This window comes from Citrobacter sp. wls619 (assembly GCF_005281345.1).
In the GTDB taxonomy this organism is placed as follows: Bacteria; Pseudomonadota; Gammaproteobacteria; order Enterobacterales; family Enterobacteriaceae; genus Citrobacter.
In genome coordinates this window covers 97,426-118,586 of record NZ_SZXJ01000027.1, presented here as the reverse complement: position 1 = coordinate 118,586, position 21,161 = coordinate 97,426, and the positions used below count along the sequence as shown (strand labels likewise).

The 21,161-nt window shown below is 51.6% G+C and carries 21 protein-coding genes; 8 read left to right on the top strand and 13 right to left on the bottom strand.

Translation table 11 applies throughout. The features are described from left to right. Positions 1 to 393 precede the first annotated feature (393 nt). The 3 genes from FDX19_RS03300 to yobA are packed head-to-tail and all read right to left on the bottom strand — an operon-like array spanning position 394 to position 1,999. Positions 394 to 732 carry a YebY family protein gene (locus FDX19_RS03300; protein WP_137381586.1) on the bottom strand — a complete coding sequence of 113 codons (339 nt, stop codon included), beginning with the start codon at positions 730 to 732 and terminating at the stop codon, positions 394 to 396. A 16-nt stretch (positions 733 to 748) separates the two neighbouring features. Further along, a complete protein-coding gene (gene copD / locus FDX19_RS03295) occupies positions 749 to 1,621 on the bottom strand; it encodes a copper homeostasis membrane protein CopD (protein WP_137381585.1) in 873 nt (290 codons plus the stop codon). Positions 1,622 to 1,624: 3 nt separating this feature from the next. After that, positions 1,625 to 1,999, bottom strand: coding sequence for a CopC domain-containing protein YobA (gene yobA, locus FDX19_RS03290; protein WP_137381584.1), 375 nt, complete (start codon positions 1,997 to 1,999; stop codon positions 1,625 to 1,627). Positions 2,000 to 2,141: 142 nt separating this feature from the next. Between yobA and FDX19_RS03285 the strand changes: the two genes are divergently transcribed. The 3 genes from FDX19_RS03285 to exoX all read left to right on the top strand — a co-directional run bounded on the left by FDX19_RS03285 (position 2,142) and on the right by exoX (position 3,821). Then, entirely contained in the window at positions 2,142 to 2,372 is a 231-nt protein-coding gene (locus tag FDX19_RS03285; protein ID WP_005120732.1) for a DNA polymerase III subunit theta, read from the top strand. Between the two features lie 106 nt (positions 2,373 to 2,478). Further along, a complete protein-coding gene (locus tag FDX19_RS03280; protein ID WP_137381583.1) occupies positions 2,479 to 3,135 on the top strand; it encodes a carbon-nitrogen hydrolase family protein in 657 nt (218 codons plus the stop codon). Between the two features lie 23 nt (positions 3,136 to 3,158). Beyond that, the gene (gene exoX, locus FDX19_RS03275) at positions 3,159 to 3,821 is read left to right on the top strand and encodes an exodeoxyribonuclease X (RefSeq protein WP_137381582.1); all 663 of its coding nucleotides are present in this window, start codon (positions 3,159 to 3,161) and stop codon (positions 3,819 to 3,821) included. Here exoX and ptrB read toward each other — a convergent pair. The 4 genes from ptrB to yebG form a co-directional block, all read right to left on the bottom strand. Beyond that, the gene (ptrB, locus tag FDX19_RS03270; protein ID WP_170974338.1) at positions 3,803 to 5,866 is read right to left on the bottom strand and encodes an oligopeptidase B; all 2,064 of its coding nucleotides are present in this window, start codon (positions 5,864 to 5,866) and stop codon (positions 3,803 to 3,805) included. The two genes, exoX and ptrB, sit on opposite strands and share 19 nt — an antisense overlap. 86 nt (positions 5,867 to 5,952) lie before the next feature. After that, complete coding sequence (locus FDX19_RS03265) at positions 5,953 to 6,612, bottom strand: tellurite resistance TerB family protein (protein WP_137381580.1); 660 nt, start codon at positions 6,610 to 6,612, stop codon at positions 5,953 to 5,955. Between the two features lie 91 nt (positions 6,613 to 6,703). Beyond that, on the bottom strand, positions 6,704 to 7,060 hold the full coding sequence (gene yebF / locus FDX19_RS03260) for a protein YebF (RefSeq protein ID WP_137381579.1): 357 nt from the start codon (positions 7,058 to 7,060) through the stop codon (positions 6,704 to 6,706). A 120-nt stretch (positions 7,061 to 7,180) separates the two neighbouring features. Continuing rightward, positions 7,181 to 7,471: a DNA damage-inducible protein YebG gene (gene yebG, locus FDX19_RS03255; protein ID WP_137381578.1), complete on the bottom strand. Its 291-nt coding sequence runs from the start codon at positions 7,469 to 7,471 to the stop codon at positions 7,181 to 7,183. A gap of 132 nt (positions 7,472 to 7,603) precedes the next feature. Here yebG and purT point away from each other — a divergent pair, with 132 nt between their 5' ends. After that, the gene (gene purT / locus FDX19_RS03250) at positions 7,604 to 8,782 is read left to right on the top strand and encodes a formate-dependent phosphoribosylglycinamide formyltransferase (protein WP_137381577.1); all 1,179 of its coding nucleotides are present in this window, start codon (positions 7,604 to 7,606) and stop codon (positions 8,780 to 8,782) included. A gap of 101 nt (positions 8,783 to 8,883) precedes the next feature. Here the strand turns inward: purT and kdgA are convergent, their stop codons facing one another. The 3 genes from kdgA to zwf all read right to left on the bottom strand — a co-directional run bounded on the left by kdgA (position 8,884) and on the right by zwf (position 13,081). Then, positions 8,884 to 9,525, bottom strand: a complete 642-nt coding sequence (gene kdgA, locus FDX19_RS03245) for a bifunctional 4-hydroxy-2-oxoglutarate aldolase/2-dehydro-3-deoxy-phosphogluconate aldolase (RefSeq protein ID WP_005120716.1) — start codon at positions 9,523 to 9,525, stop codon at positions 8,884 to 8,886. Between the two features lie 34 nt (positions 9,526 to 9,559). Further along, a complete protein-coding gene (gene edd / locus FDX19_RS03240; RefSeq protein ID WP_086523748.1) occupies positions 9,560 to 11,371 on the bottom strand; it encodes a phosphogluconate dehydratase in 1,812 nt (603 codons plus the stop codon). A 234-nt stretch (positions 11,372 to 11,605) separates the two neighbouring features. Further along, entirely contained in the window at positions 11,606 to 13,081 is a 1,476-nt protein-coding gene (zwf, locus tag FDX19_RS03235) for a glucose-6-phosphate dehydrogenase (protein WP_137381576.1), read from the bottom strand. Between the two features lie 534 nt (positions 13,082 to 13,615). Between zwf and FDX19_RS03230 the strand changes: the two genes are divergently transcribed. After that, a complete protein-coding gene (locus FDX19_RS03230) occupies positions 13,616 to 14,485 on the top strand; it encodes a MurR/RpiR family transcriptional regulator (RefSeq protein WP_137381864.1) in 870 nt (289 codons plus the stop codon). Between the two features lie 119 nt (positions 14,486 to 14,604). Next, positions 14,605 to 16,047, top strand: a complete 1,443-nt coding sequence (gene pyk / locus FDX19_RS03225; RefSeq protein ID WP_137381575.1) for a pyruvate kinase — start codon at positions 14,605 to 14,607, stop codon at positions 16,045 to 16,047. A gap of 83 nt (positions 16,048 to 16,130) precedes the next feature. Here the strand turns inward: pyk and lpxM are convergent, their stop codons facing one another. The 3 genes from lpxM to znuA form a co-directional block, all read right to left on the bottom strand. Next, complete coding sequence (lpxM, locus tag FDX19_RS03220) at positions 16,131 to 17,102, bottom strand: lauroyl-Kdo(2)-lipid IV(A) myristoyltransferase (protein ID WP_137381574.1); 972 nt, start codon at positions 17,100 to 17,102, stop codon at positions 16,131 to 16,133. Positions 17,103 to 17,222: 120 nt separating this feature from the next. Then, positions 17,223 to 18,542, bottom strand: a complete 1,320-nt coding sequence (mepM, locus tag FDX19_RS03215) for a murein DD-endopeptidase MepM (protein ID WP_071887356.1) — start codon at positions 18,540 to 18,542, stop codon at positions 17,223 to 17,225. 15 nt (positions 18,543 to 18,557) lie between these two features. After that, on the bottom strand, positions 18,558 to 19,502 hold the full coding sequence (znuA, locus tag FDX19_RS03210; protein WP_137381573.1) for a zinc ABC transporter substrate-binding protein ZnuA: 945 nt from the start codon (positions 19,500 to 19,502) through the stop codon (positions 18,558 to 18,560). 78 nt (positions 19,503 to 19,580) lie between these two features. Between znuA and znuC the strand changes: the two genes are divergently transcribed. Then, positions 19,581 to 20,336, top strand: a complete 756-nt coding sequence (gene znuC / locus FDX19_RS03205; RefSeq protein WP_137381572.1) for a zinc ABC transporter ATP-binding protein ZnuC — start codon at positions 19,581 to 19,583, stop codon at positions 20,334 to 20,336. After that, entirely contained in the window at positions 20,333 to 21,118 is a 786-nt protein-coding gene (gene znuB, locus FDX19_RS03200) for a zinc ABC transporter permease subunit ZnuB (RefSeq protein ID WP_137381571.1), read from the top strand. Before znuC ends, znuB begins: the two co-directional genes overlap by 4 nt. Positions 21,119 to 21,161: the final 43 nt, after the last annotated feature.

The following is a 21,161-nucleotide window of genomic DNA, read 5'->3' as shown; positions in this document are numbered from 1 at the left end:
TTAACAATAACCAAAAATAGCTGGACGCACACGGTGCAGAATATGTTATGGTTTGGACAGGATATGGAAATTTCGAGCAATTTTCGTGGTGTTTCGTGGCCGCATCGAAAAACACCATAAGAAAACAAAGATATAAAAAGAGACCGAATACGATTCCTGTATTCGGTCCAGGGAAATGGCTCTTGGGAGAGAGCCGTGCGCTAAAAGTTGGCATTAATGCAGGCTAAGTTACCCTGCCATTTAAGAATAGATGACAGCGCCAGGTTTTCCAGTCCGCGACTAAAGTGGTCTGAAAAAAAGGGGGATTGTCACACGCTACAATGTAAAAACCGCAAGTTCTCCTGTGAGATCCTTGCGGTTTTTTATTGGAAATCAGAGCACTACATCTGACAATTAACAGAGTTTTTCTGCACGCTCGATAAACGGAGCAAGGCTCATTTTTTGGCCAGGTTTAGTCGGATCGTCAATCTGGATAATGTCGATCGGTTTTGCCGTGGTTTTACCGCTCTCAACCTGCTGTCTGGCTACATCATTCAGCGGGTATTGCACCAGCGTACTGGGGTTGATGACATACAGCGCGTTGCCCGGACGGCAGGTCAGCATCACCTCTTCACGATTAAACGCCCATTTATCTTTGCCAACCTCAAAACGACTGACGGTAATAACCTGCGGCGCAGCCAGTGCCGCTCCCGAACTTGCCAGTAGCAATAAAGAGATAATGATTTTTTTCATACGTTTTGCCAGTCCATCAGAACGGTTCGAGGGTTGCAAACAGGCTGACAATTGCCAGCACAACAGCGCCTATACCCCATTCCAGCTTCGTCATCCAAATAAAATAGAGGGTCATGCAGCGGTTATCCGGCTGCATACGTGGAACGAGAACATACCGATTCACCAGCGCAATCGCCACCATTAGCATGACCAGGGCACATTTTAACAACAGCAGTCTCCCATAAGCCGCATGCCAGGGAACAGCGAAACCGACAATAAACAGCGCATTCATGATGCCGGTAAGCAACACGCCAATCACAAAAAGATGCCCATAGCGGGAGAAGCGCATCATGGTACTGATGGCTTGATCGCGCCAGCGTCCTTGCGCCATTTTCATACAGTAGAGCACCGGCAGCAAGCCACCAAACCAGGCAGCAGCGCATATCAGATGCAGCGCATGGTTAATCTGATGAAGTGTGCCAGTTACGCCATCGTGCAGTGTCGCATGCCCAACGCCCGCCAGCAGAATAAACTGCGCAATCGTCAGCATTAGCAGTCGTCGCGGCATACTACGCGGTACGATAATGGTCACCGCCAGCGTGACCAGCGCAAGGATAATTTGCCACAGCCAGACGCCCCCGAATTGTGTTTGCAGGACGGCTCCCCAAACGGTGATGGAGAGGACATCCTGCCAACCCGCGCCCATTAATCCCCCCTGAACCGCCAGCATCAGCGTCGCGCTGATAAAGCTCCACGCCGCGGCGTGGCGTTGCAGATGCAAGAAACGACGCATCATCAAACGACGGAGCGAAACAGGAGCCAGCCATGCGCCATAGAGCGCGCAGCCAAACACCAGCATCAGCGTGGTAAAATGGATAAAACGCAGTGCAACCCAGGTAAACGCCAGCATCGGTTATTTCACGCTAAAGCTATATTGCCCTTTCGTCTTGTGCCCATCCACTGACACAACGTGCCAATCGACCGTGTATTTTCCTGTTTCCAGTGACTGAACGAGCGGAATAATCAGCTGCGTTTTATCCTGCTCATTACGCGTTGCCTTACCCGTTTTGATCTGTTCTTTTTGTGGGCCTGTCAGCGTTGCCCCGCTGAATGCAGGTTCGACACCTTCAGAAAAATTGAGCGTCAATGCCTGGGGTGATGCTGTGACTTGCGCATTAGCAGCGGGATTTTGTTGTGTCAGATGCGCATGCGCCAGGGCAGCGGGTGTCGCCAGCATGCCGGCAAGAGCGATGAGAGCATAGCGAAGTGAAGATGCAGATGAAGCCATATCAACTATTCCTTTTTGTTATGTCTAATCTGTAGAGAATAACCTTCTACAATGATCGAGTCGAGAATCATCATTTCAGGCTTGCCATTAATGCGCACTCTTAGTAACTTTTGCGCGCCAATGGAGAGATGAGGAAAAACGTATGAATATTAATCTGGCCAAACTTGAGCAAGCAGAAATGGATAAGGTTAACGTCGATCTGGCTGCGGCAGGCGTCGCATTTAAAGAGCGCTACAACATGCCTGTCGTTGCTGAAGTTGTCGAGCGTGAGCAGCCTGCACATTTACGCGACTGGTTCCGTGAACGCCTGATCGCGCACCGTTTAGCTTCCGTTTCCCTCTCACGTTTACCTTACGAGCCTAAAGTTAAATAAACCTTATATTAAGTTACAATTCCTTACATGATGCCTGCTACAGTATAAGCACATTCTTAATCTACTATTTAAGGATGGTTGTAGACACTATGAAAAGGAAATCATTATGTCACACTGGAAAATTGCTGCAGCGCAGTACGAACCACTTCAGGGATCATTAAGCGAACACGTCGCCCATCATTTGCAGTTCATCCAGGCAGCGGCTAAATGCCAATGCGAACTGTTGGTTTTCCCATCATTGTCCCTGTTGGGTTGTGTGGACGAAGACGACGCTCTCCCCGCCCCGCCCGATGAAGAGCTATTACAACCCCTCGCCCACGCCGCAGCCACGTATCGTATGACCATCATTGCCGGGTTGTCGGTAGAGCACCACGATCGCTTTGTGAAGGGAATTGCGCTTTTCTCTCCCTGGATGACCTCGCCGCTAATGTTTCATCAAAGCCATGGCGCCTGTATCGCCAGGCAACGAAATGCCATCAGCGTGGTCGACAGCCAGCCGGAAGGTATTGATATCGACCCAACATTTTCACTATTCACAACCTGTCAGTCCGTCAGCGAACCAGAACTGCTCTCTTCCGCTTCGCGCCTGCAAAGTTTTTCGCATAAATTCGCCATTGCGGTGCTGATGGCCAATGCACGTGGTAGCAGCGCATTGTGGGATGAACGTGGTCGGTTAATTGTACGCGCCGACAGCGGTTCGTTACTGTTAACCGGACAACGCACGCCACGGGGTTGGCAAGGTGATATCATTCCATTACGCTAGTCGTTTTTGGTCTGGAGCCCGGCATGTTGCGCATAATAGATACAGAAACCTGTGGTCTGCAGGGAGGCATTGTTGAGATTGCATCTGTCGATGTCGTTGACGGAACGATCGTCAATCCCATGAGCCATCTGGTGCGTCCTGACCGTCCCATCAGTCCACAAGCCATAGCTATCCATCACATCACTGAAGCGATGGTAGCGGATAAACCGTGGATTGAAGATGTCATCCCGCATTATTACGGCAGCGAGTGGTACGTGGCGCATAATGCCAGTTTTGATCGGCGTGTGCTGCCCGAAATGCCAGGAGAATGGATTTGCACCATGAAGCTTTCCCGCCGCCTGTGGCCGGGGATCAAATACAGCAATATGGCGCTCTATAAGTCCCGCAAGCTGAGCGTCCAGACGCCGTCTGGTCTGCACCACCACCGCGCGCTTTATGATTGCTACATCACGGCGGCACTGCTGATAGACATCATGCAGACGTCCGGCTGGACCCCGGAGCAAATGGCCGATGTCACCGGCCGTCCTGCGCTGCTAACGACCTTTACCTTCGGTAAATACCGCGGGAAACCGGTATCTGAAGTCGCTGAACGCGATCCGGGCTATTTGCGCTGGCTATTTAATAACCTTGACAATATGAGCCCGGAATTGCGCCTGACGCTGAAACACTATCTGGATAACGCCTGACCGGGCAGTGTTCCCTGCGCAAGACCAATTAAAAAAGCGAACTCGAGGGCCACGCCTTCATAGGATTTATAGCGCCCGGATTTACCGCCGTGTCCGGAGTCCATATCCGTACACAATAGCAGCAGATGATCGTCTGTTTTCATTTCACGCAGTTTCGCCACCCACTTCGCCGGTTCCCAGTATTGCACCTGGGAATCGTGTAACCCTGTGGTAACCAACAAATGCGGATAATCCTGTGCGGTGACGTTATCGTATGGGCTGTAGCTTTTCATGTAGGTGTAATACTCTTTGTCCTGCGGATTGCCCCACTCTTCAAACTCACCGGTTGTCAGTGGAATCGACTCATCCAGCATGGTGGTCACCACATCGACAAACGGCACCTGGGCAATAACGCCGTGAAAAAGTGTCGGACGCTCGTTGATGGCAACACCCATCAGCATCCCTCCGGCGCTTCCTCCCATCCCATAACACAATGAAGGTGAGCCATAACCGAGTTTGAGCAGTGCATCGCAGACGTCGAGATAGTCATTGAAGGTATTTTTCTTACGCAGAAATTTACCCTCTTCATACCATTGCTGCCCCAACTCACCACCGCCACGCACGTGGGCGATCGCGTACACAAAGCCGCGATCCAATAAGCTTAAGCGGCTGCTGCTGAAATCAGCGTCCATGCTTGCGCCATATGAACCATAGCCATACACCAATAATGGATTTTTCCCTTTACGGAAATGCTGCTTGTGGTAGACCAGCGAGACAGGCACCTCTGTCCCGTCGCGTGCGGTTATCCACACGTGTTCACTGCGGTAATTTGCGGCGTCGAAACCGGGGACGGTAGTCTGCTTAAGTACGCGGCGCTCGCCAGTATCCATATCCAGTTCGAACAGCGTGTCCGGCGTAGTCATGGAGGAATAGCCATAGCGCAGGCGCGATGTCTCCGGCTCAGGATTATAAGCCAGCCACGTCACATAGGCGGGATCGTCAAAGGCAATCCCGATTACTTCACGCGTTTTGCGATTGATTTGTCGCAGGCTGGTTAACCCCTGTTGTCGTTCTTCCACCACCAGCCAGTCGGTGAACAGCGTAAAACCCTCCAGCATGACACTGTCACGCGCTGGGATTAACGTCTCCCAGGCGTGTTCGTCTCGTACACGGGTACGGTACAGGCCGAAGTTTTTACCCTGACGGTTTGAACGCAGATAAAAGGCGTGTTGATAGTGATCGAGACTGTATTCATGGTCTTTCCGACGCGCCAAAAAGACCAGTGGCTCGGCATCAGCCAGTTCTGCATCAATGAGCAAAACCTCACTGGTGGTTGCACTCGCAATATGAATAACAACATAGTGCTGTGAGGTGGTTTTATGCAGACTGACATAAAACATATCATCAGCCTCTTCATACACCAGCTCATCATCAGTGGATGGTGAACCGACAGTATGCCGCCAGACCTGATACGGCAGCAATGTGGTTTCATGCTTGCGCACATAATAGAAAGTCTGCGAGTCGTTGGCCCAGACTAATTCCGGCTCGACGTTTTCAAGTACCTCCGGGTACCAGTTGCCCGTTTGTAAGTTGCGAAAGCGCACACCATATTGCCGACGGGAAAGGTAATCCTCCGCCAGCGCCATAATGGTATTGTCCGGTGATATTGCCAGACCACCTAACGTATAGAATTCGCTATGGGCTGCGCGCTGGTTTCCATCCAGCAAGGTATCCCATTCATCCCACTCTTCACTGAGAGCAGACTGGCGCTGATAAATGGCATATTCACACCCCGGTTCATAGAGATGGCGATAGCGGTACCCATTTTTCACATACGGCGCGGACACATCCTGAGGGGGAATACGGTCGATAATCTCTTTCAGAACACGATCCTGCAAAGCTTGCTGCGAAGCCATCACCTGGCGGCCATACGCATTTTCTTGTTGCAGGTAATTTAGCACCTCTGGCTGCGAGCGGGTGTCATCTCGCAACCAGTAATAATTATCAACACGAGTATCGCCATGCTGCGTCATGGCGTGGGGAATACGAGGAGCTTTAGGTAGCATGTCATTGTTCTTTTGCTTAAACATTCTATAAGGGTGGCAAAAGTCAGCAATGATGCAAGCGAAACATGCTCCGGCACCGTAACTATTTAGTCTGGCAGGGCCTGTTTTTGTTGCTTAAGATCCTGCTCAATCCCTTCGCGAACATCCTGCGGGATCTTCAACGCATCACCCAATGCATTCAGATAACTGCGCTCCATAAAGTGGTCGATATCAATTGCCGCACAGCTCAGGAAGTAGATTTCCAGTGCTTCTTCTTCATTACGGATCCCCTGAGCCAGACGCTGAGGATCGAGTGGTTGTTCAATCGCACGTTCAATCAGAACACGCCCCTGCTCTTCGACTCCCGCTTCACGAAGTTGGTGTTCAATGGCAGCACGCTCTTTAGCATCAATATGCCCATCGCTTTTCGCCGCAAAGACCAGCGCCATGATCAGACGCTCGGTTCGCTGATCCAGCGGCGAGCTCTGCGCGCCAAATTGTGGTTCATCCTGATGCGCCGCACGGACCTTATCTTTGTACTTGTTCCATAACACCGTACCGGCAACCGCCCCACCGCCAACCAAAAGCGCGCTGGTGCCGTATTTACTGAGTAATTTACGTGAGGATTTGTTGGCAACCAGTAATCCTGCCAGACCGCCTAGCGCGCCAGGCACCAGCAGTTTGCTGAGCCCTTGTTCACCGGAAGATGACGCAGATGATGCTTTTTGCCCAAGAAGAGATTGTAGTTGATTCAGCCAGTTAGCCATTTTGTCCCTCAAGTACAGACGAATAATCATCAAAGCGTACCCGAGGGGATGTCAGGAAGTGTTCAGGTCATCAAAAGATGTGCAAATTCAGCTACTGGCGCACCTGATACTCTGCAGTGCCGGCTTTGCAATCAATCTTTACCTGATAGTGAATGTCGCTGCTTTTGCCGCGCACGGTCAGGGGGACTGTCCACTGCCCATCTTTACCGACAATATCCTGTGGATTGGCCCATGCTACCGGGTCAAGCTGACCGAGTTTCTTTTGATCGTCGGCCCAGCGCACAATGCGATTCTGCAGGTAATCACGTTTGACGCTGGCCGCGATACCATCAGCGTCCAGACCTTCACAGTTTGGAAACTGAACTGACTTACTTTCCGTATTCGCCGCAAATACTGATACGCTGGCAGATAACAACAGCAGGCTCAACAACGCTCTTTTTTTATACATTCTTTTCTCCTTATCTCCCTTTCGTCCTTCAGGCCGCAGACCCGCGGTGTGAAGGCTGTCAGAGATTGCACAATGATTCAGGGAAAAGCATGGTACAAAATATCAGGAGCGCAAGTCGCTTCAGGCCGCCTGGGTATCATCCTCAGCAGATGCGTTGTTGTCGACCACCTGTGGAGAAGGCAGCTTGCCGTTTTTCAGGATGGCGCTCAGCACCTCTTTTTGTTCAGCCAGCCACAGAGAAAGCGCTTCACGCTGCTCATCTTCCAGCGCTACCGGTGATTGTTCCAGCCATGTGTCGAGCAGATCGGCTGTATCGAGCATTTTGTCATACGCATCGGCTTCCTTTTTGCTGGTAAACGACATTTTTTCCTCACCTTCCCGAATGACTACGTATTTAACTTCAACCGCCATTTTTGCAGCCTCTTAAATTACCTGTATTTATATACAGCATATTCTTTTTCATCCCTGAAATCAACCTGGTAATAAAGACAGACGCAAACGTTTTCGTATATACTGCACCCAGTTAAAACAGGGGATTAATTTATGACGTTATTAGGCACAGCACTGCGTCCTGCAGCAACGCGTGTGATGTTATTAGGTTCAGGTGAACTGGGTAAAGAGGTGGCGATTGAATGCCAACGCCTGGGCGTGGAAGTCATTGCCGTGGATCGTTACCCCGACGCGCCAGCTATGCATGTTGCCCATCGTTCATACGTCATCAACATGTTGGATGGCGATGCATTACGCCAGATCGTGGAGCGTGAAAAACCAGATTATATCGTGCCCGAAATAGAGGCGATTGCTACAGATATGCTGGTAAAACTGGAACAGGAAGGCCAACGCGTCGTGCCGTGTGCTCGGGCGACGCAACTGACCATGAACCGCGAGGGGATCCGTCGACTGGCCGCCGAAGAATTGTCTTTGCCGACCTCTTCTTACCGCTTTGCTGACAGTGAACGGCGTTTTCGCGAGGCCGTAGACGAAATCGGTTATCCCTGCATCGTAAAACCGGTAATGAGTTCTTCCGGTAAAGGCCAGAGCTTTATTCGCTCCGCCGAACAGCTAACCGAAGCCTGGAACTATGCCCAACAGGGCGGGCGAGCGGGCGCCGGGCGTGTTATCGTCGAAGGCGTGGTGAATTTCGATTTTGAAATCACACTGCTTACCGTCAGCGCCATTGACGGCGTACATTTTTGCGCACCGGTAGGTCATCGCCAGGAAGACGGCGACTATCGCGAATCCTGGCAGCCACAGCAGATGAGCGAACTGGCGTTAGCCCGGGCGCAGGAGATTGCCCGGAAAGTGGTACTGGCATTGGGCGGCCACGGATTATTTGGTGTGGAGCTGTTTGTCTGCGGTGACGACGTCATTTTCAGCGAAGTCTCCCCTCGCCCGCACGACACGGGTATGGTGACGCTGATTTCTCAGGATCTGTCTGAGTTTGCCCTGCACGTGCGTGCATTCCTTGGTCTTCCCGTTGGCGCAATCCGCCAGTATGGGCCGTCAGCGTCAGCAGTGATCCTGCCGCAGCTAAGCAGTCAAAACGTTACCTTTGATAATGTGGATGCTGCCGTTGGCGCGGGTTTGCAGATACGTCTGTTTGGTAAACCCGAGATCGACGGTACGCGTCGTTTAGGTGTCGTGCTGGCAACTGCAGAAAGTGTTGAAGAGGCGGTTGATCGCGCGAAAAAAGCGGCTGTACAGGTAAAAGTGGCAGGTTAAAACCGGGCCCGTAGACCGGATGAGGCAGTAAACCCCATCCGGCAAAGCCCGATATCGGCGCTAACGCCTCTTATCGGGCCTTCGGTTTACACGTTGATAACTTACTGCTTCGCGCCTTCAACCGCTTCGCGAGCCAGTTTGGTGATACGATCGTAATCACCCGCTTCCAGCGCATCCGCCGGAACCAGCCAGGAACCGCCAATGCACAGCACGCTTTTCAGGGCCAGGTAATCACGGTAGTTCGCCGGGGAGATACCGCCAGTCGGGCAGAAACGAACCTGAGAGAACGGACCCGCGATTGCCTGCAGTGCTTTCGTACCGCCGTTCGCTTCAGCCGGGAAGAATTTGAACTCTTTCAAACCGTAGTCCATACCCAGCATCAGTTCAGAAACGGTGCTGATGCCAGGGATCAGCGGAATCGTCCCTTCGGTTGCTGCTTTCAACAGCGGCTCGGTCAGACCCGGGCTAATCGCAAACTGAGCACCAGCCGCAGTAACTTCAGCCAGTTGCTGTGGATTCAGCACAGTACCCGCACCGACGATAGCATCCGGTACTTCTTTCGCGATCGCACGAATAGCATCCATCGCACATGCGGTACGTAACGTCACTTCCAGAACGCGCACGCCTCCTGCAACTAACGCTTTTGCCATCGGCACCGCGTGTTCCAGTTTGTTAACCACGATAACCGGTACAACCGGGCCAGTGGTCAGGATTGCTTCTGCACTTGTCTTCCAGTTTTTCATCAGAGTTTTCTCTCGCCTGATTACAAATTAAGTCTTAAAAAGTGATACAGGTTGCGCCCTGCTCCGCACCGGACAGCTTTTCACGCAACGCGCTGAACATTTCACGCCCGGTACCCACGCGCGAAGCGCTAAGGTCAGGAATGTGAGGCTGACGAGAGGCAAGTTCTTCTTCATCAACCAGCAGCGTCAATTCACCTGTCTGTCCATTCACACGAATGATGTCGCCATCGCGCACTTTTGCCAGCAGCCCGCCATCGTAGGCTTCTGGGGTTACATGGATTGCTGAAGGCACTTTACCTGAAGCACCTGAAAGTCGTCCATCAGTAACTAACGCAATTTTGAAACAACGGTCCAATAATACACCAAGTGGCGGCATGAGTTTATGTAATTCTGGCATTCCGTTCGCTTTTGGTCCCTGATGGCGCACAACAACCACACAATCCCGGTCAAGCAGACCCGCATCAAATGCCGGTAACACATCATGTTGACTTTCGAAGACCACGGCAGGCGCTTCAATCACTTGATTTTCAACTGGAACAGCTGAGGTTTTCATCACCGCACGCCCCAGATTGCCACTCAGTACTTTAGTGCCGCCGTGATGGGAGAATGGCTGGTCAAAGGCGGCAATCACATTGCTGTCCAGCGATTTTTCCGCACCTTCGCGCCAGTCCAGTTCACCGTTATTCAGCCACGGCTCCAGGGTATAACGTGATAAACCGAACCCGGCAACAGTGTTCACATCTTCATGTAACAGACCCGCGTTCAGCAGTTCTCGCATTAACACCGGCACACCACCCGCTGCCTGGAAATGGTTTATATCTGCCGGACCATTCGGGTACAAACGCGCCATCAGCGGCACGATATCGGACAGATCGGAGAAGTCATCCCAGTTAATCAGAATACCGGCTGCACGCGCCATGGCGACCAGGTGCATCGTATGGTTGGTTGAACCGCCGGTCGCCAGCAGCGCGACAATACCGTTTACCACAACTTTTTCATCGATCATTTTACCGATCGGCATCCACTCGTTACCGTTCCCGGTCAGACGTGTTACCTGACGGGCCGCCGCTGCGGTCAATGCTTCACGCAGTGGTGCATCCGGGTGCACAAAAGAGGAGCCTGGCAACTGCATGCCCATAAACTCCACGACCATCTGGTTGGTGTTAGCGGTGCCGTAGAACGTACAGGTACCCGGTGCGTGATAAGACGCAGCCTCAGATTCGAGCAGTGCCATACGATCCACTTTGCCTTCGGCATACAGTTGACGAATACGTACTTTCTCTTTGTTCGCCAGACCACTCGCCATCGGGCCAGAAGGGATGAAGATTGAAGGCAGATGACCGAAGGAAAGCGCCGCCATAACCAGGCCCGGGACAATCTTGTCACATACGCCGAGGAACAGTGCACCATCAAACATATTGTGCGAGAGCCCCACGGCCGCCGACATCGCAATGACTTCACGACTTAGCAGAGAAAGCTCCATGCCGTCCTGACCCTGGGTCACTCCATCGCACATCGCAGGTACGCCACCAGCAACCTGGCCCACCGCATTGGCTTCATGTAGCGCTTTACGAATAATGGCCGGATAGTGTTCATACGGCTGGTGTGCGGAAAGCATGTCGTTATAGGAGGTAATGATCGCGATATTGTTACGCAACATGCTTTTTAGCGAGGCTTTATCCTCCGGCTGACAGGCGGCAAAACCATGCGCCAGATTACCGCACGCCAGTTGTGAACGATGGACGGTAGTCGTTTTAGCCTGTTCGATTCGAGCGAGGTAGGCGGAACGCGTGTCCCGGGAACGTTCGACGATACGTTGTGTTACGCGTAACAAATTCGGATTCATAGAGGCTCCTAAAATTTATCTGTCAGAGCGGTTGGGTAAACAGTGTTACTCAGCATCACTAAATATTGCTGAATCGCTTGTTAGCCGTAGCTCAGGGGCAAAATCGTTTCAGGCAGTGTAATAAAAAAAACCTCGCGGGTGAATCCACGCGAGGTTTAAAAGTGCAAAAATTATTCTACAATCTGTGTTAGATCATGTTACCGGTAAAATAACACCTAATGGCTAGATGATCTTTTACTCGAATTCGTTCCAGGAACGACCGTCACGGGTGATCATAGCAACAGACGCAACCGGTCCCCAGGTTCCTGCCTGATAAGGCTTCGGCGACTCGTTATCCATCGCCCAGGCTTCGGTAATTGAATCCACCCACTTCCATGCTTCTTCGACCTCATCGCGACGCACAAACAGAGCCTGAATACCGCGCATGGTTTCCAACAGCAGGCGCTCATAGGCGTCGGCCAGGTGCGTTTGGTTGAAGGTTTCTGAGTAGCTCAGATCCAGCTTAGTGATTTGCAGATTATGTTTATGGTCCAGACCCGGCACTTTGTTCAGTACCTGGATATCAACCCCTTCATCAGGCTGCAAACGAATAGTCAGCTTGTTCTGCGGCAGATCCTGCCAGGATTCTTTAAACAGATTCAGCTCAGGTGTTTTGAAGTAAACCACCACTTCAGAGCACTTAGTTGGTAAACGTTTACCGGTACGCAGGTAGAACGGTACGCCCGTCCAGCGCCAGTTATCGATATCGACGCGGATCGCCACAAACGTTTCCGTGTTGCTGCTCTTATTCGCGCCCTCTTCTTCCAGGTAACCCGGTACCTTTTTACCCTGGGCAAAACCGGTGGTGTACTGACCGCGCACCGTTTTTTCACGCACGTTCGAGCGATCGATGCGACGCAGCGATTTCAGAACCTTTACTTTCTCATCGCGAATGCTGTCGGCGCTCAGATCAGCCGGAGGAGACATTGCGATCATGCAGAGGATCTGCAGCAGGTGGTTCTGGATCATATCGCGCATTTGACCTGCCTGGTCAAAGTAGCCCCAGCGACCTTCAATACCCACTTCTTCTGCCACCGTAATTTCTACGTGGTCGATAGTGCGATTATCCCAGTTATTTACAAACAGGGAGTTAGCGAAACGCAGCGCCAGCAGGTTCAGAACCGTCTCTTTACCAAGATAGTGGTCGATGCGGTAAACCTGGCATTCTTCGAAATACTCACCCACCTGGTCGTTGATTTCACGGGATGTCGCGAGCGAAGTACCCAGCGGTTTTTCCATCACGACACGCGCAGGCTTCGCGTTAAGTTTTGCTTCACCCAAACCTTTGCAGATCGCGCCAAAGGTGCTTGGCGGCATAGCGAAATAGTTAATCGTGGTACGTGATTTTTGATCCAGCATCTCGCCCAGACGGCTGAATGCGGCGGTGTCATTGACGTCCAGGTTACAAAAATCCAGACGGCCGCTGAGGGTTTCCCATAAACTTTCATCAATTTTTTCTTTCATGAAAGTTTCGAGCGCTTCGCGTACAACCTTGGTATAGGCAGCTTTGTCCCAATCAGCACGCCCTACCCCAATAATGCGGGTATCCGGGTTAATCTGACCGGCCTTTTCCAGTTGATACAGGGAAGGCAGCAATTTCCGTCGCGCCAGGTCGCCCTTCGCGCCGAAAATGACCAGGTCACATGCCTGGGCTGTTTGCGTTACCGCCATGTCATTCTCCTCAATTGAGTGCCTGGTGCTTTTGCCAGACACTGGTTGTAATTTTATTACAATGCACTGTACTGCTTTTACGTGATTCCGTGAACCGTAAACGCTTATCCAGCCGTGCTGTTACCGAAAACAGCGGTTAAACAGGCGTCAGTCAGGCTCAAAATGGATAAAAAAGTCGCTTTTTTTCGTGCCCGTGAAGAAGTATGAAAACCGGACTTCGATCATGTAATGAAAAAAAACAACAACTATTCTCTCCATTTTGCCCCGTTACTTCACTCTCAGGGGTAGTATCTACACACAAAATAATTCGCGTTGCAGGAAAACGGCAAGCGAGTGGCAAATTCGCCAGGAACGAATTTTTCCAACCGAAGGATGTCTCTCATTTCATCCCGATGGGCTTACTCAAGTAAGCGATTCAGGTGAATTAACGTGGCCCCTGCGGCTCGACGTATGACGTGTATAACAAAATTATGCCCCGATTTCCCCATATTGCTGAAATCGCTTTTGCCCATGACCCATGAGTCTACCTACATCATGAATATGCTGGAAAAAATCCAGTTAAAACTGGAACATTTGAGCAAGTCAGAACGTAAGGTTGCTGACGTTATTCTTACCTCACCAGACCAGGCAATCCATTCGAGCATTGCTGCGCTGGCGCTGGAAGCCAATGTCAGCGAACCGACCGTTAACCGTTTCTGCCGCAGCATGGATACGCGTGGCTTTCCTGATTTTAAACTGCATCTGGCGCAAAGCCTGGCAAATGGTACCCCATATGTTAATCGCAATGTGGATGAGGATGACAGCGTTGAATCCTACACGGGGAAAATCTTCGAGTCTGCAATGGCGAGCCTTGACCATGTTCGTCAGTCTCTGGATAACGTGGCGGTAAATCGTGCGGTTGATTTACTCACTCAGGCGAAGAAAATAGCCTTTTTTGGGCTCGGTTCCTCCGCCGCGGTGGCGCATGACGCCATGAATAAATTTTTCCGCTTTAACGTTCCGGTTATCTATTCCGACGACATCGTTCTGCAACGCATGAGCTGTATGAATTGTAGTGATGACGATGTCATTGTGCTCATTTCACACACCGGAAGAACCAAAAGTCTGGTGGAACTAGCACAACTGGCAAGAGAAAACGATGCCATGGTGATTGCCCTGACATCTCCTGGTACTCCGCTGGCACGTGAAGCAACGCTGGCAATTACCCTCGATGTACCGGAAGATACTGACATTTATATGCCCATGGTCTCTCGACTTGCTCAACTTACCGTGATAGATGTGCTGGCTACGGGATTTACTTTGCGCCGTGGGGCAAAATTTAGAGATAACTTGAAGCGTGTCAAGGAAGCGCTCAAGGAATCGCGTTTTGATAAAGAATTACTCATCAAGAGTGATGACCGCTAAAAGCAATAACAATGTTCTACCCTTTTATCATCCGGGTCGTTCATTTTACCGTTTATGTTCGAGAACGGCCGGATCAATGTTCACGCAACACCTAGTTGTTTCAGTCAACGGAGTATTACATGTCCAGAAGGCTTCGCAGAACCAAAATCGTTACCACGTTAGGCCCGGCAACTGACCGCGATAACAACCTTGAAAAAATTATCGCCGCTGGGGCGAACGTTGTACGTATGAACTTTTCGCACGGCTCTCCAGAAGATCACAAAATGCGGGCGGATAAAGTCCGTGAGATTGCCGCCAAACTGGGACGTCATGTAGCTATTTTGGGTGACCTGCAGGGACCTAAAATCCGCGTATCGACCTTTAAAGAAGGCAAAGTATTTCTCAATGTTGGCGACAAATTCCTGTTAGACGCCAATCTCGGTAAAGGTGAAGGCGACAAAGAAAAAGTCGGCATCGATTACAAAGGCCTGCCTGCTGACGTCGTGCCGGGCGATATCCTGTTGCTGGATGATGGTCGCGTACAGCTCAAAGTGCTGGAAGTTCAGGGTATGAAAGTCTTCACCGAAGTCACTGTCGGTGGCCCGCTCTCCAACAACAAAGGCATCAACAAACTTGGCGGCGGCCTTTCTGCTGAAGCGCTGACGGAAAAAGACAAAGCAGACATCATTACTGCAGCGCAAATCAGCGTTGACTATCTGGCAGTCTCCTTCCCTCGCTGCGGCGAAGATCTGAATTATGCCCGCCGCCTGGCGCGCGACGCTGGTTGCGATGCGAAAATTGTTGCCAAGGTAGAGCGTGCTGAAGCCGTCTGCGACCAGAATGCGATGGATGACATCATCCTTGCCTCTGACGTGGTAATGGTTGCGCGTGGTGACCTGGGCGTGGAAATCGGTGACCCGGAGCTGGTCGGTATTCAGAAAGCGTTGATCCGTCGCGCACGTCAGCTGAACCGTGCGGTAATTACCGCAACGCAGATGATGGAGTCGATGATCACTAACCCAATGCCGACCCGTGCGGAAGTCATGGACGTGGCAAACGCCGTGCTGGATGGGACTGATGCCGTCATGCTGTCTGCCGAAACTGCCGCAGGCCAGTACCCGGCGGAAACCGTCGCAGCGATGGCTCGCGTCTGTCTGGGTGCAGAGAAAATCCCGAGCATCAACGTTTCTAAACACCGTCTGGACGTACAGTTTGATAATGTCGAAGAAGCTATCGCCATGTCAGCGATGTATGCCGCGAACCATCTGAAAGGCGTTACCGCTATCATCGCCATGACCGAGTCCGGTCGTACTGCGCTGATGACATCCCGCATCAGTTCTGGCCTGCCGATTTTCGCGATGTCTCGTCATGAGCGTACGCTGAACCTGACCTCACTGTATCGTGGCGTTACGCCGGTTCACTTTGACAGTGAAACTGACGGTGTCGTGGCTGCCAACGAAGCGGTCAATCTGCTGCGCGACAAAGGTTACCTGGTGTCAGGCGATCTGGTGATTGTGACTCAGGGTGATGTCATGAGCACCATCGGTTCCACCAACACCACACGTATTCTGACTGTAGAATAACGACGCTGCTGACTGCCTGATATTACTCGCTATTCAGGACGGGTCACCTGATACAAAAAAGCCTCTCGAACGAGAGGCTTTTTCTATTTCTTAGGATAAAGATCTTTGCGTTTATACGGTTCAATTTCGCCGGGTTTGCGGGTCTTTAGCAGTTTCAAAATCCAGGTGTATTGTTCGGGATGTGGGGTGACAAAAATCTCCACTTCTTCATTCATCCGTCTGGCAATGGTATGGTCATCGGCCGTCAGAATGTCATCCATGGGTGGCCGTACCTGAATCGTCAGACGATGCGTTTTGCCATCGTACACAGGGAATAGCGGTACTACGCGCGCATGACAAACCTTCATCAGGCGGCCAATTGCCGGTAACGTTGCCTTATAGGTCGCGAAGAAATCGACAAACTCGCTGTGCTCCGGGCCGTGGTCCTGATCCGGTAAGTAATATCCCCAGTATCCCTGCCGTACCGACTGAATAAAAGGTTTAATACCGTCGTTACGTGCATGTAAACGACCGCCGAAACGTCGACGTACCGTATTCCAGACATAGTCAAATACCGGATTGCCCTGGTTATGGAACATGGCTGCCATTTTCTGGCCTTGAGATGCCATCAGCATTGCCGGGATATCAACACCCCAGCCGTGAGGGACGAGAAAAATCACCTTTTCCTCATTACGTCGCATCTCATCGATAATTTCCAGGCCCTGCCAGTCAACGCGGTGCTGGATTTTCTCCGGACCGCGCATGGCTAATTCTGCCATCATAACCATCGCCTGAGGCGCAGTCGCGAACATCTCATCAACGATGGCCTCACGCTCGGCTTCGCTGCGCTCAGGAAAACAGAGGGATAAATTGATAAGCGCTCTACGACGCGAACTTTTCCCCAGCCGTCCGGCAAGCCGTCCCAGTTTCGCCAGAATGGGATCGCGAAATGATGCTGGCGTTAATGCAATCCCTGCAATCGCTGCCACGCCAAGCCAGGCGCCCCAGTAGCGCGGGTGACGGAATGATTTTTGAAACTCAGGGATATACTCAATACTCTTTTTTTTCGTTTCCATGCTCTTCCAGTATCGGGGGCCGCGAAAAAGTAAATCTGCTGATAGTGTAGCGGCGCACCGTGTCCCGTACAAAATAAAAAAGCCGGCACGCATAGCGTACCGGCTCTGTCAGTGTATTTATTAATCGAAGCGTAACTGAGGCAGAACCTCTTTCACCTGTGCCAGGTACTCGGTACGATCCGAACCGCTCAGCCCTTCCGTGCGCGGCAGTTTTGCCGTCAACGGGTTCACAGCCTGCTGGTTGACCCATACTTCGTAGTGCAGGTGCGGGCCGGTAGAACGCCCGGTGTTACCTGACAGCGCAATACGATCGCCACGTTTCACTTTTTGTCCCGGTTTAACCAGCAGCTTACGCAGGTGCATGTAACGGGTGGTGTAAGTGCGACCGTGACGAACAGCAACATAGTATCCGGCCGCGCCACTCCGTTTCGCGACCACCACTTCACCATCACCGACTGACAGCACCGGCGTACCTTGAGGCATCGCAAAGTCGACACCTTTGTGCGGTGCAACGCGTCCGGTTACCGGATTCAGGCGACGTGGATTGAAGTTTGACGAAATACGGAACTGCTTCGCCGTAGGGAAACGCATAAACCCTTTAGCAAGCCCGGTCCCGTTACGGTCATAGAATTTACCGTCTTCAGCACGGATCGCGTAATAATCTTTGCCTTCAGAGCGCAAACGAACGCCCAGCAGTTGGCTTTGTTCGCGTTTACCGTCCAGCATCTCGCGAGACATCAAAACGGAGAACTCATCGCCTTTCTTCAGCTTGCGAAAGTCCATCTGCCATTGCATCGCTTTAATCACCGCGCTGATTTCAGAGCTGGTCAGGCCAGCATCTCTTGCACTGGCGACGAAACTACCGCCCACCGTACCGTTGATTCGGCTGTTAACCCAGTCGCCCTGCTGCATTTCGCTGCTCATTTTGAAACCCGTTGCCGTACGATCATAAGTACGGGTTTCACGGCGGGAAACTTCCCAGGTCAGGCGCTGCAAATCACCTTCCGAAGACAGCGTCCAGGAAAGTTGCTGGCCAATTTTCAGATTACGTAGATCTTTATCAGATGCGGCAAGCTGGCTGATATCGCCCATATCAATGCCGTACTGGTTCAGGATACTGCTCAGCGTATCGCCGGTAGAGACAACATACTCGTGAACCCCGGCCTCGCCAGAGGTCTTGTCATCGAGTTCGTCCTGAGGGATAGCTTCATCTTCCTGAGCGGCTTGATCGATAGGTTCGCTGGCCTCTGGCAACAGTGAACGGATCTCGCTTTTTTCCAGCTCAATGGTTTTAACGATGGGTGCAGAGTCGGGATGGTAAACATAAGGCCGCCAGACTGCGACGGCCAATGTCAGAACAGTAAGCGACCCCAACATAACACGATGGGGTCGCGGCAAATTATTAAATGCCAGAGCGACAGAGCGGGCTATCTGTTGCACGTATTCACTTCCTCATTAATCTCCTTTCAGGCAGCTCGCATACTGGTTGGCTAATTGGTTCAGAAACGCTGAATAGCTTGTTTTACCCAGTTTGATATTCGTTCCGAGGGGATCCAACGTTCCCATTCGAACGGATGTCCCTCTCGCTACGGCTTCAACGACCGCTGGCCTGAACTGTGGCTCAGCAAAAACGCAGGTTGCTTTTTGCTCAACCAACTGTGTTCTTATTTCATGTAAACGCTGCGCACCAGGTTGAATCTCAGGGTTCACGGTAAAGTGACCAAGCGGTGTTAGCCCGTAGTGTTTTTCGTAGTAGCCATAGGCGTCATGAAAAACGAAATACCCTTTCCCCTTGAGCGGTGCGAGCTCGTTACCTACCTGCTTATCGGTTGCGGCTAATTGTGCCTCAAAATCCTTCAGGTTGGCGTCAAGTTTGGCTCGACTTTGCGGCATAAGTTCCACTAATTTATCATGGATTGCAACCGCTGAGGCCCGCGCTATCTCTGGGGAAAGCCAAAGATGCATGTTGTAATCGCCATGATGGTGATGCTCGTCACTTTTTTCGCCGTGAGCGTCGTTATGCCCATGATCATCATCATCATCGTCAGCGCCTTTCATGAGTAACGGTTTCACGTCATTGAGCTGCGCAATCGTTACCTGTTTTGCGTTAGGAATATTCTTGACTGACTTTTCCATAAACGCCTCCATTTCCGGACCGATCCAAACGACTAAGTCCGCGTTCTGTAAGCGTTTTATATCTGAAGGGCGCAGCGAATAATCGTGTTCGGAAGCCCCGTCAGGCAGCAGAACCTGGGTGTCTGTAACCCCGTCGGCAATCGCTGAAGCAATAAAGCCCAACGGCTTAAGTGACGCCACCACAGCAGCATTTGCTGCCTGAGTTGCACTACCCCAAAGAGCAGCGGATAATGCTGCGAAAAGAAGCGTATTTTTATGTAACATAATGCGACCAATCATCGTAATGAATGTGAGAAATGTGATATTATAACATTCTATAACTTCTGCAAGACTAAAATTGATATGACGACTTTGGTTTCACTGGAAAATGTCTCGGTCTCTTATGGTCAACGCCGCGTCCTTTCTGACGTATCGCTTGAACTTCGACCCGGCAAAATTTTAACGCTTCTTGGCCCGAATGGGGCCGGAAAGTCTACGCTGGTGCGCGTTGTATTGGGGCTGGTAGCGGCTGATGAAGGGGTTATCAAGCGCAACGGGCAGTTGCGGATTGGCTATGTACCGCAAAAACTCTACCTCGATACAACACTTCCGCTGACGGTGAGCCGCTTTTTGCGCTTACGTCCTGGCACAAAGAAAGCCGACATTCTCCCTGCGCTGAAGCGTGTTCAGGCCGGGCATCTGATGGATGCTCCGATGCAAAAACTATCCGGCGGGGAAACGCAGCGTGTCTTGCTGGCCCGTGCGTTGCTAAATAAACCACAGCTCCTGGTGCTCGATGAACCGACTCAGGGGGTGGATGTGAATGGTCAGGTTGCACTGTACGATCTTATCGATCAATTGCGACGCGAGCTGGATTGCGCCGTGCTGATGGTCTCCCATGACCTGCATCTGGTCATGGCAAAAACCGACGAAGTCCTGTGTCTGAACCACCACATTTGCTGCTCCGGCACGCCGGAGGTGGTTTCAATGCACCCTGAATTCATTTCTATGTTCGGGCAACGCGGCGCTGAACAACTCGGAATTTACCGTCACAACCATAATCATCGCCACGATTTACAGGGTCGCATTGTTTTACGCCGGGGAAATGGTCACTCATGATTGAATTATTATTACCCGGCTGGTTAGCCGGGATCATGCTGGCCTGCGCTGCTGGCCCGCTTGGCTCGTTTGTGGTCTGGCGTCGGATGTCTTATTTTGGCGATACGCTGGCGCACGCATCATTGCTGGGCGTTGCGTTTGGTCTGCTGCTGGATGTAAACCCCTTCTATGCTGTTATCGTCGTCACCCTGTTGCTGGCCGCAGGCCTGGTATGGCTGGAGAAACGCCCGCATCTCGCGATTGATACCCTGCTTGGTATTATGGCGCACAGCGCGCTGTCATTAGGCCTGGTGGTTGTCAGCCTGATGTCGAATATTCGTGTGGATCTGATGGCCTATCTGTTTGGCGATCTGCTCGCTGTCACCCCAGAAGATCTGGTGGCTATTGCTATTGGTGTCGTGGTTGTACTGGCTATTCTGTTCTGGCAGTGGCGTAACCTGCTGTCGATGACTATCAGTCCGGATCTGGCCTTTGTTGATGGCGTGAAGCTGCAACGTGTCAAGCTATTGCTGATGCTGGTCACAGCACTCACTATTGGTGTGGCGATGAAATTCGTCGGGGCACTGATTATCACCTCACTGCTGATTATTCCTGCGGCTACCGCACGCCGTTTTGCGCGTACGCCAGAGCAGATGGCCGGTGTTGCCGTGGGTGTAGGAATGATAGCGGTTACAGGCGGGCTGACCTTTTCAGCGTTCTATGACACACCGGCGGGGCCATCCGTGGTGCTTTGCGCTGCACTGCTGTTTATCTTCAGTATGATGAAGAAGCAAGCGAGCTAAGCATGCGTTGCCCGGTGGCGCTGCGCTTACCGGGCCTACAAAA

Excerpts from the sequence above, each read along its gene's own strand:
- FDX19_RS03300 (WP_137381586.1), bottom strand. The coding sequence starts at position 732 with ATGAAAAAAATCATTATCTCTTTATTGCTACTGGCAAGTTCGGGAGCG.
- copD (WP_137381585.1), bottom strand. The coding sequence starts at position 1,621 with ATGCTGGCGTTTACCTGGGTTGCACTGCGTTTTATCCATTTTACCACG.
- yobA (WP_137381584.1), bottom strand. The coding sequence starts at position 1,999 with ATGGCTTCATCTGCATCTTCACTTCGCTATGCTCTCATCGCTCTTGCC.
- FDX19_RS03285 (WP_005120732.1), top strand. The coding sequence starts at position 2,142 with ATGAATATTAATCTGGCCAAACTTGAGCAAGCAGAAATGGATAAGGTT.
- FDX19_RS03280 (WP_137381583.1), top strand. The coding sequence starts at position 2,479 with ATGTCACACTGGAAAATTGCTGCAGCGCAGTACGAACCACTTCAGGGA.
- exoX (WP_137381582.1), top strand. The coding sequence starts at position 3,159 with ATGTTGCGCATAATAGATACAGAAACCTGTGGTCTGCAGGGAGGCATT.
- ptrB (WP_170974338.1), bottom strand. The coding sequence starts at position 5,866 with ATGCTACCTAAAGCTCCTCGTATTCCCCACGCCATGACGCAGCATGGC.
- FDX19_RS03265 (WP_137381580.1), bottom strand. The coding sequence starts at position 6,612 with ATGGCTAACTGGCTGAATCAACTACAATCTCTTCTTGGGCAAAAAGCA.
- yebF (WP_137381579.1), bottom strand. The coding sequence starts at position 7,060 with ATGTATAAAAAAAGAGCGTTGTTGAGCCTGCTGTTGTTATCTGCCAGC.
- yebG (WP_137381578.1), bottom strand. The coding sequence starts at position 7,471 with ATGGCGGTTGAAGTTAAATACGTAGTCATTCGGGAAGGTGAGGAAAAA.
- purT (WP_137381577.1), top strand. The coding sequence starts at position 7,604 with ATGACGTTATTAGGCACAGCACTGCGTCCTGCAGCAACGCGTGTGATG.
- kdgA (WP_005120716.1), bottom strand. The coding sequence starts at position 9,525 with ATGAAAAACTGGAAGACAAGTGCAGAAGCAATCCTGACCACTGGCCCG.
- edd (WP_086523748.1), bottom strand. The coding sequence starts at position 11,371 with ATGAATCCGAATTTGTTACGCGTAACACAACGTATCGTCGAACGTTCC.
- zwf (WP_137381576.1), bottom strand. The coding sequence starts at position 13,081 with ATGGCGGTAACGCAAACAGCCCAGGCATGTGACCTGGTCATTTTCGGC.
- FDX19_RS03230 (WP_137381864.1), top strand. The coding sequence starts at position 13,616 with ATGAATATGCTGGAAAAAATCCAGTTAAAACTGGAACATTTGAGCAAG.
- pyk (WP_137381575.1), top strand. The coding sequence starts at position 14,605 with ATGTCCAGAAGGCTTCGCAGAACCAAAATCGTTACCACGTTAGGCCCG.
- lpxM (WP_137381574.1), bottom strand. The coding sequence starts at position 17,102 with ATGGAAACGAAAAAAAAGAGTATTGAGTATATCCCTGAGTTTCAAAAA.
- znuA (WP_137381573.1), bottom strand. The coding sequence starts at position 19,502 with ATGTTACATAAAAATACGCTTCTTTTCGCAGCATTATCCGCTGCTCTT.
- znuC (WP_137381572.1), top strand. The coding sequence starts at position 19,581 with ATGACGACTTTGGTTTCACTGGAAAATGTCTCGGTCTCTTATGGTCAA.
- znuB (WP_137381571.1), top strand. The coding sequence starts at position 20,333 with ATGATTGAATTATTATTACCCGGCTGGTTAGCCGGGATCATGCTGGCC.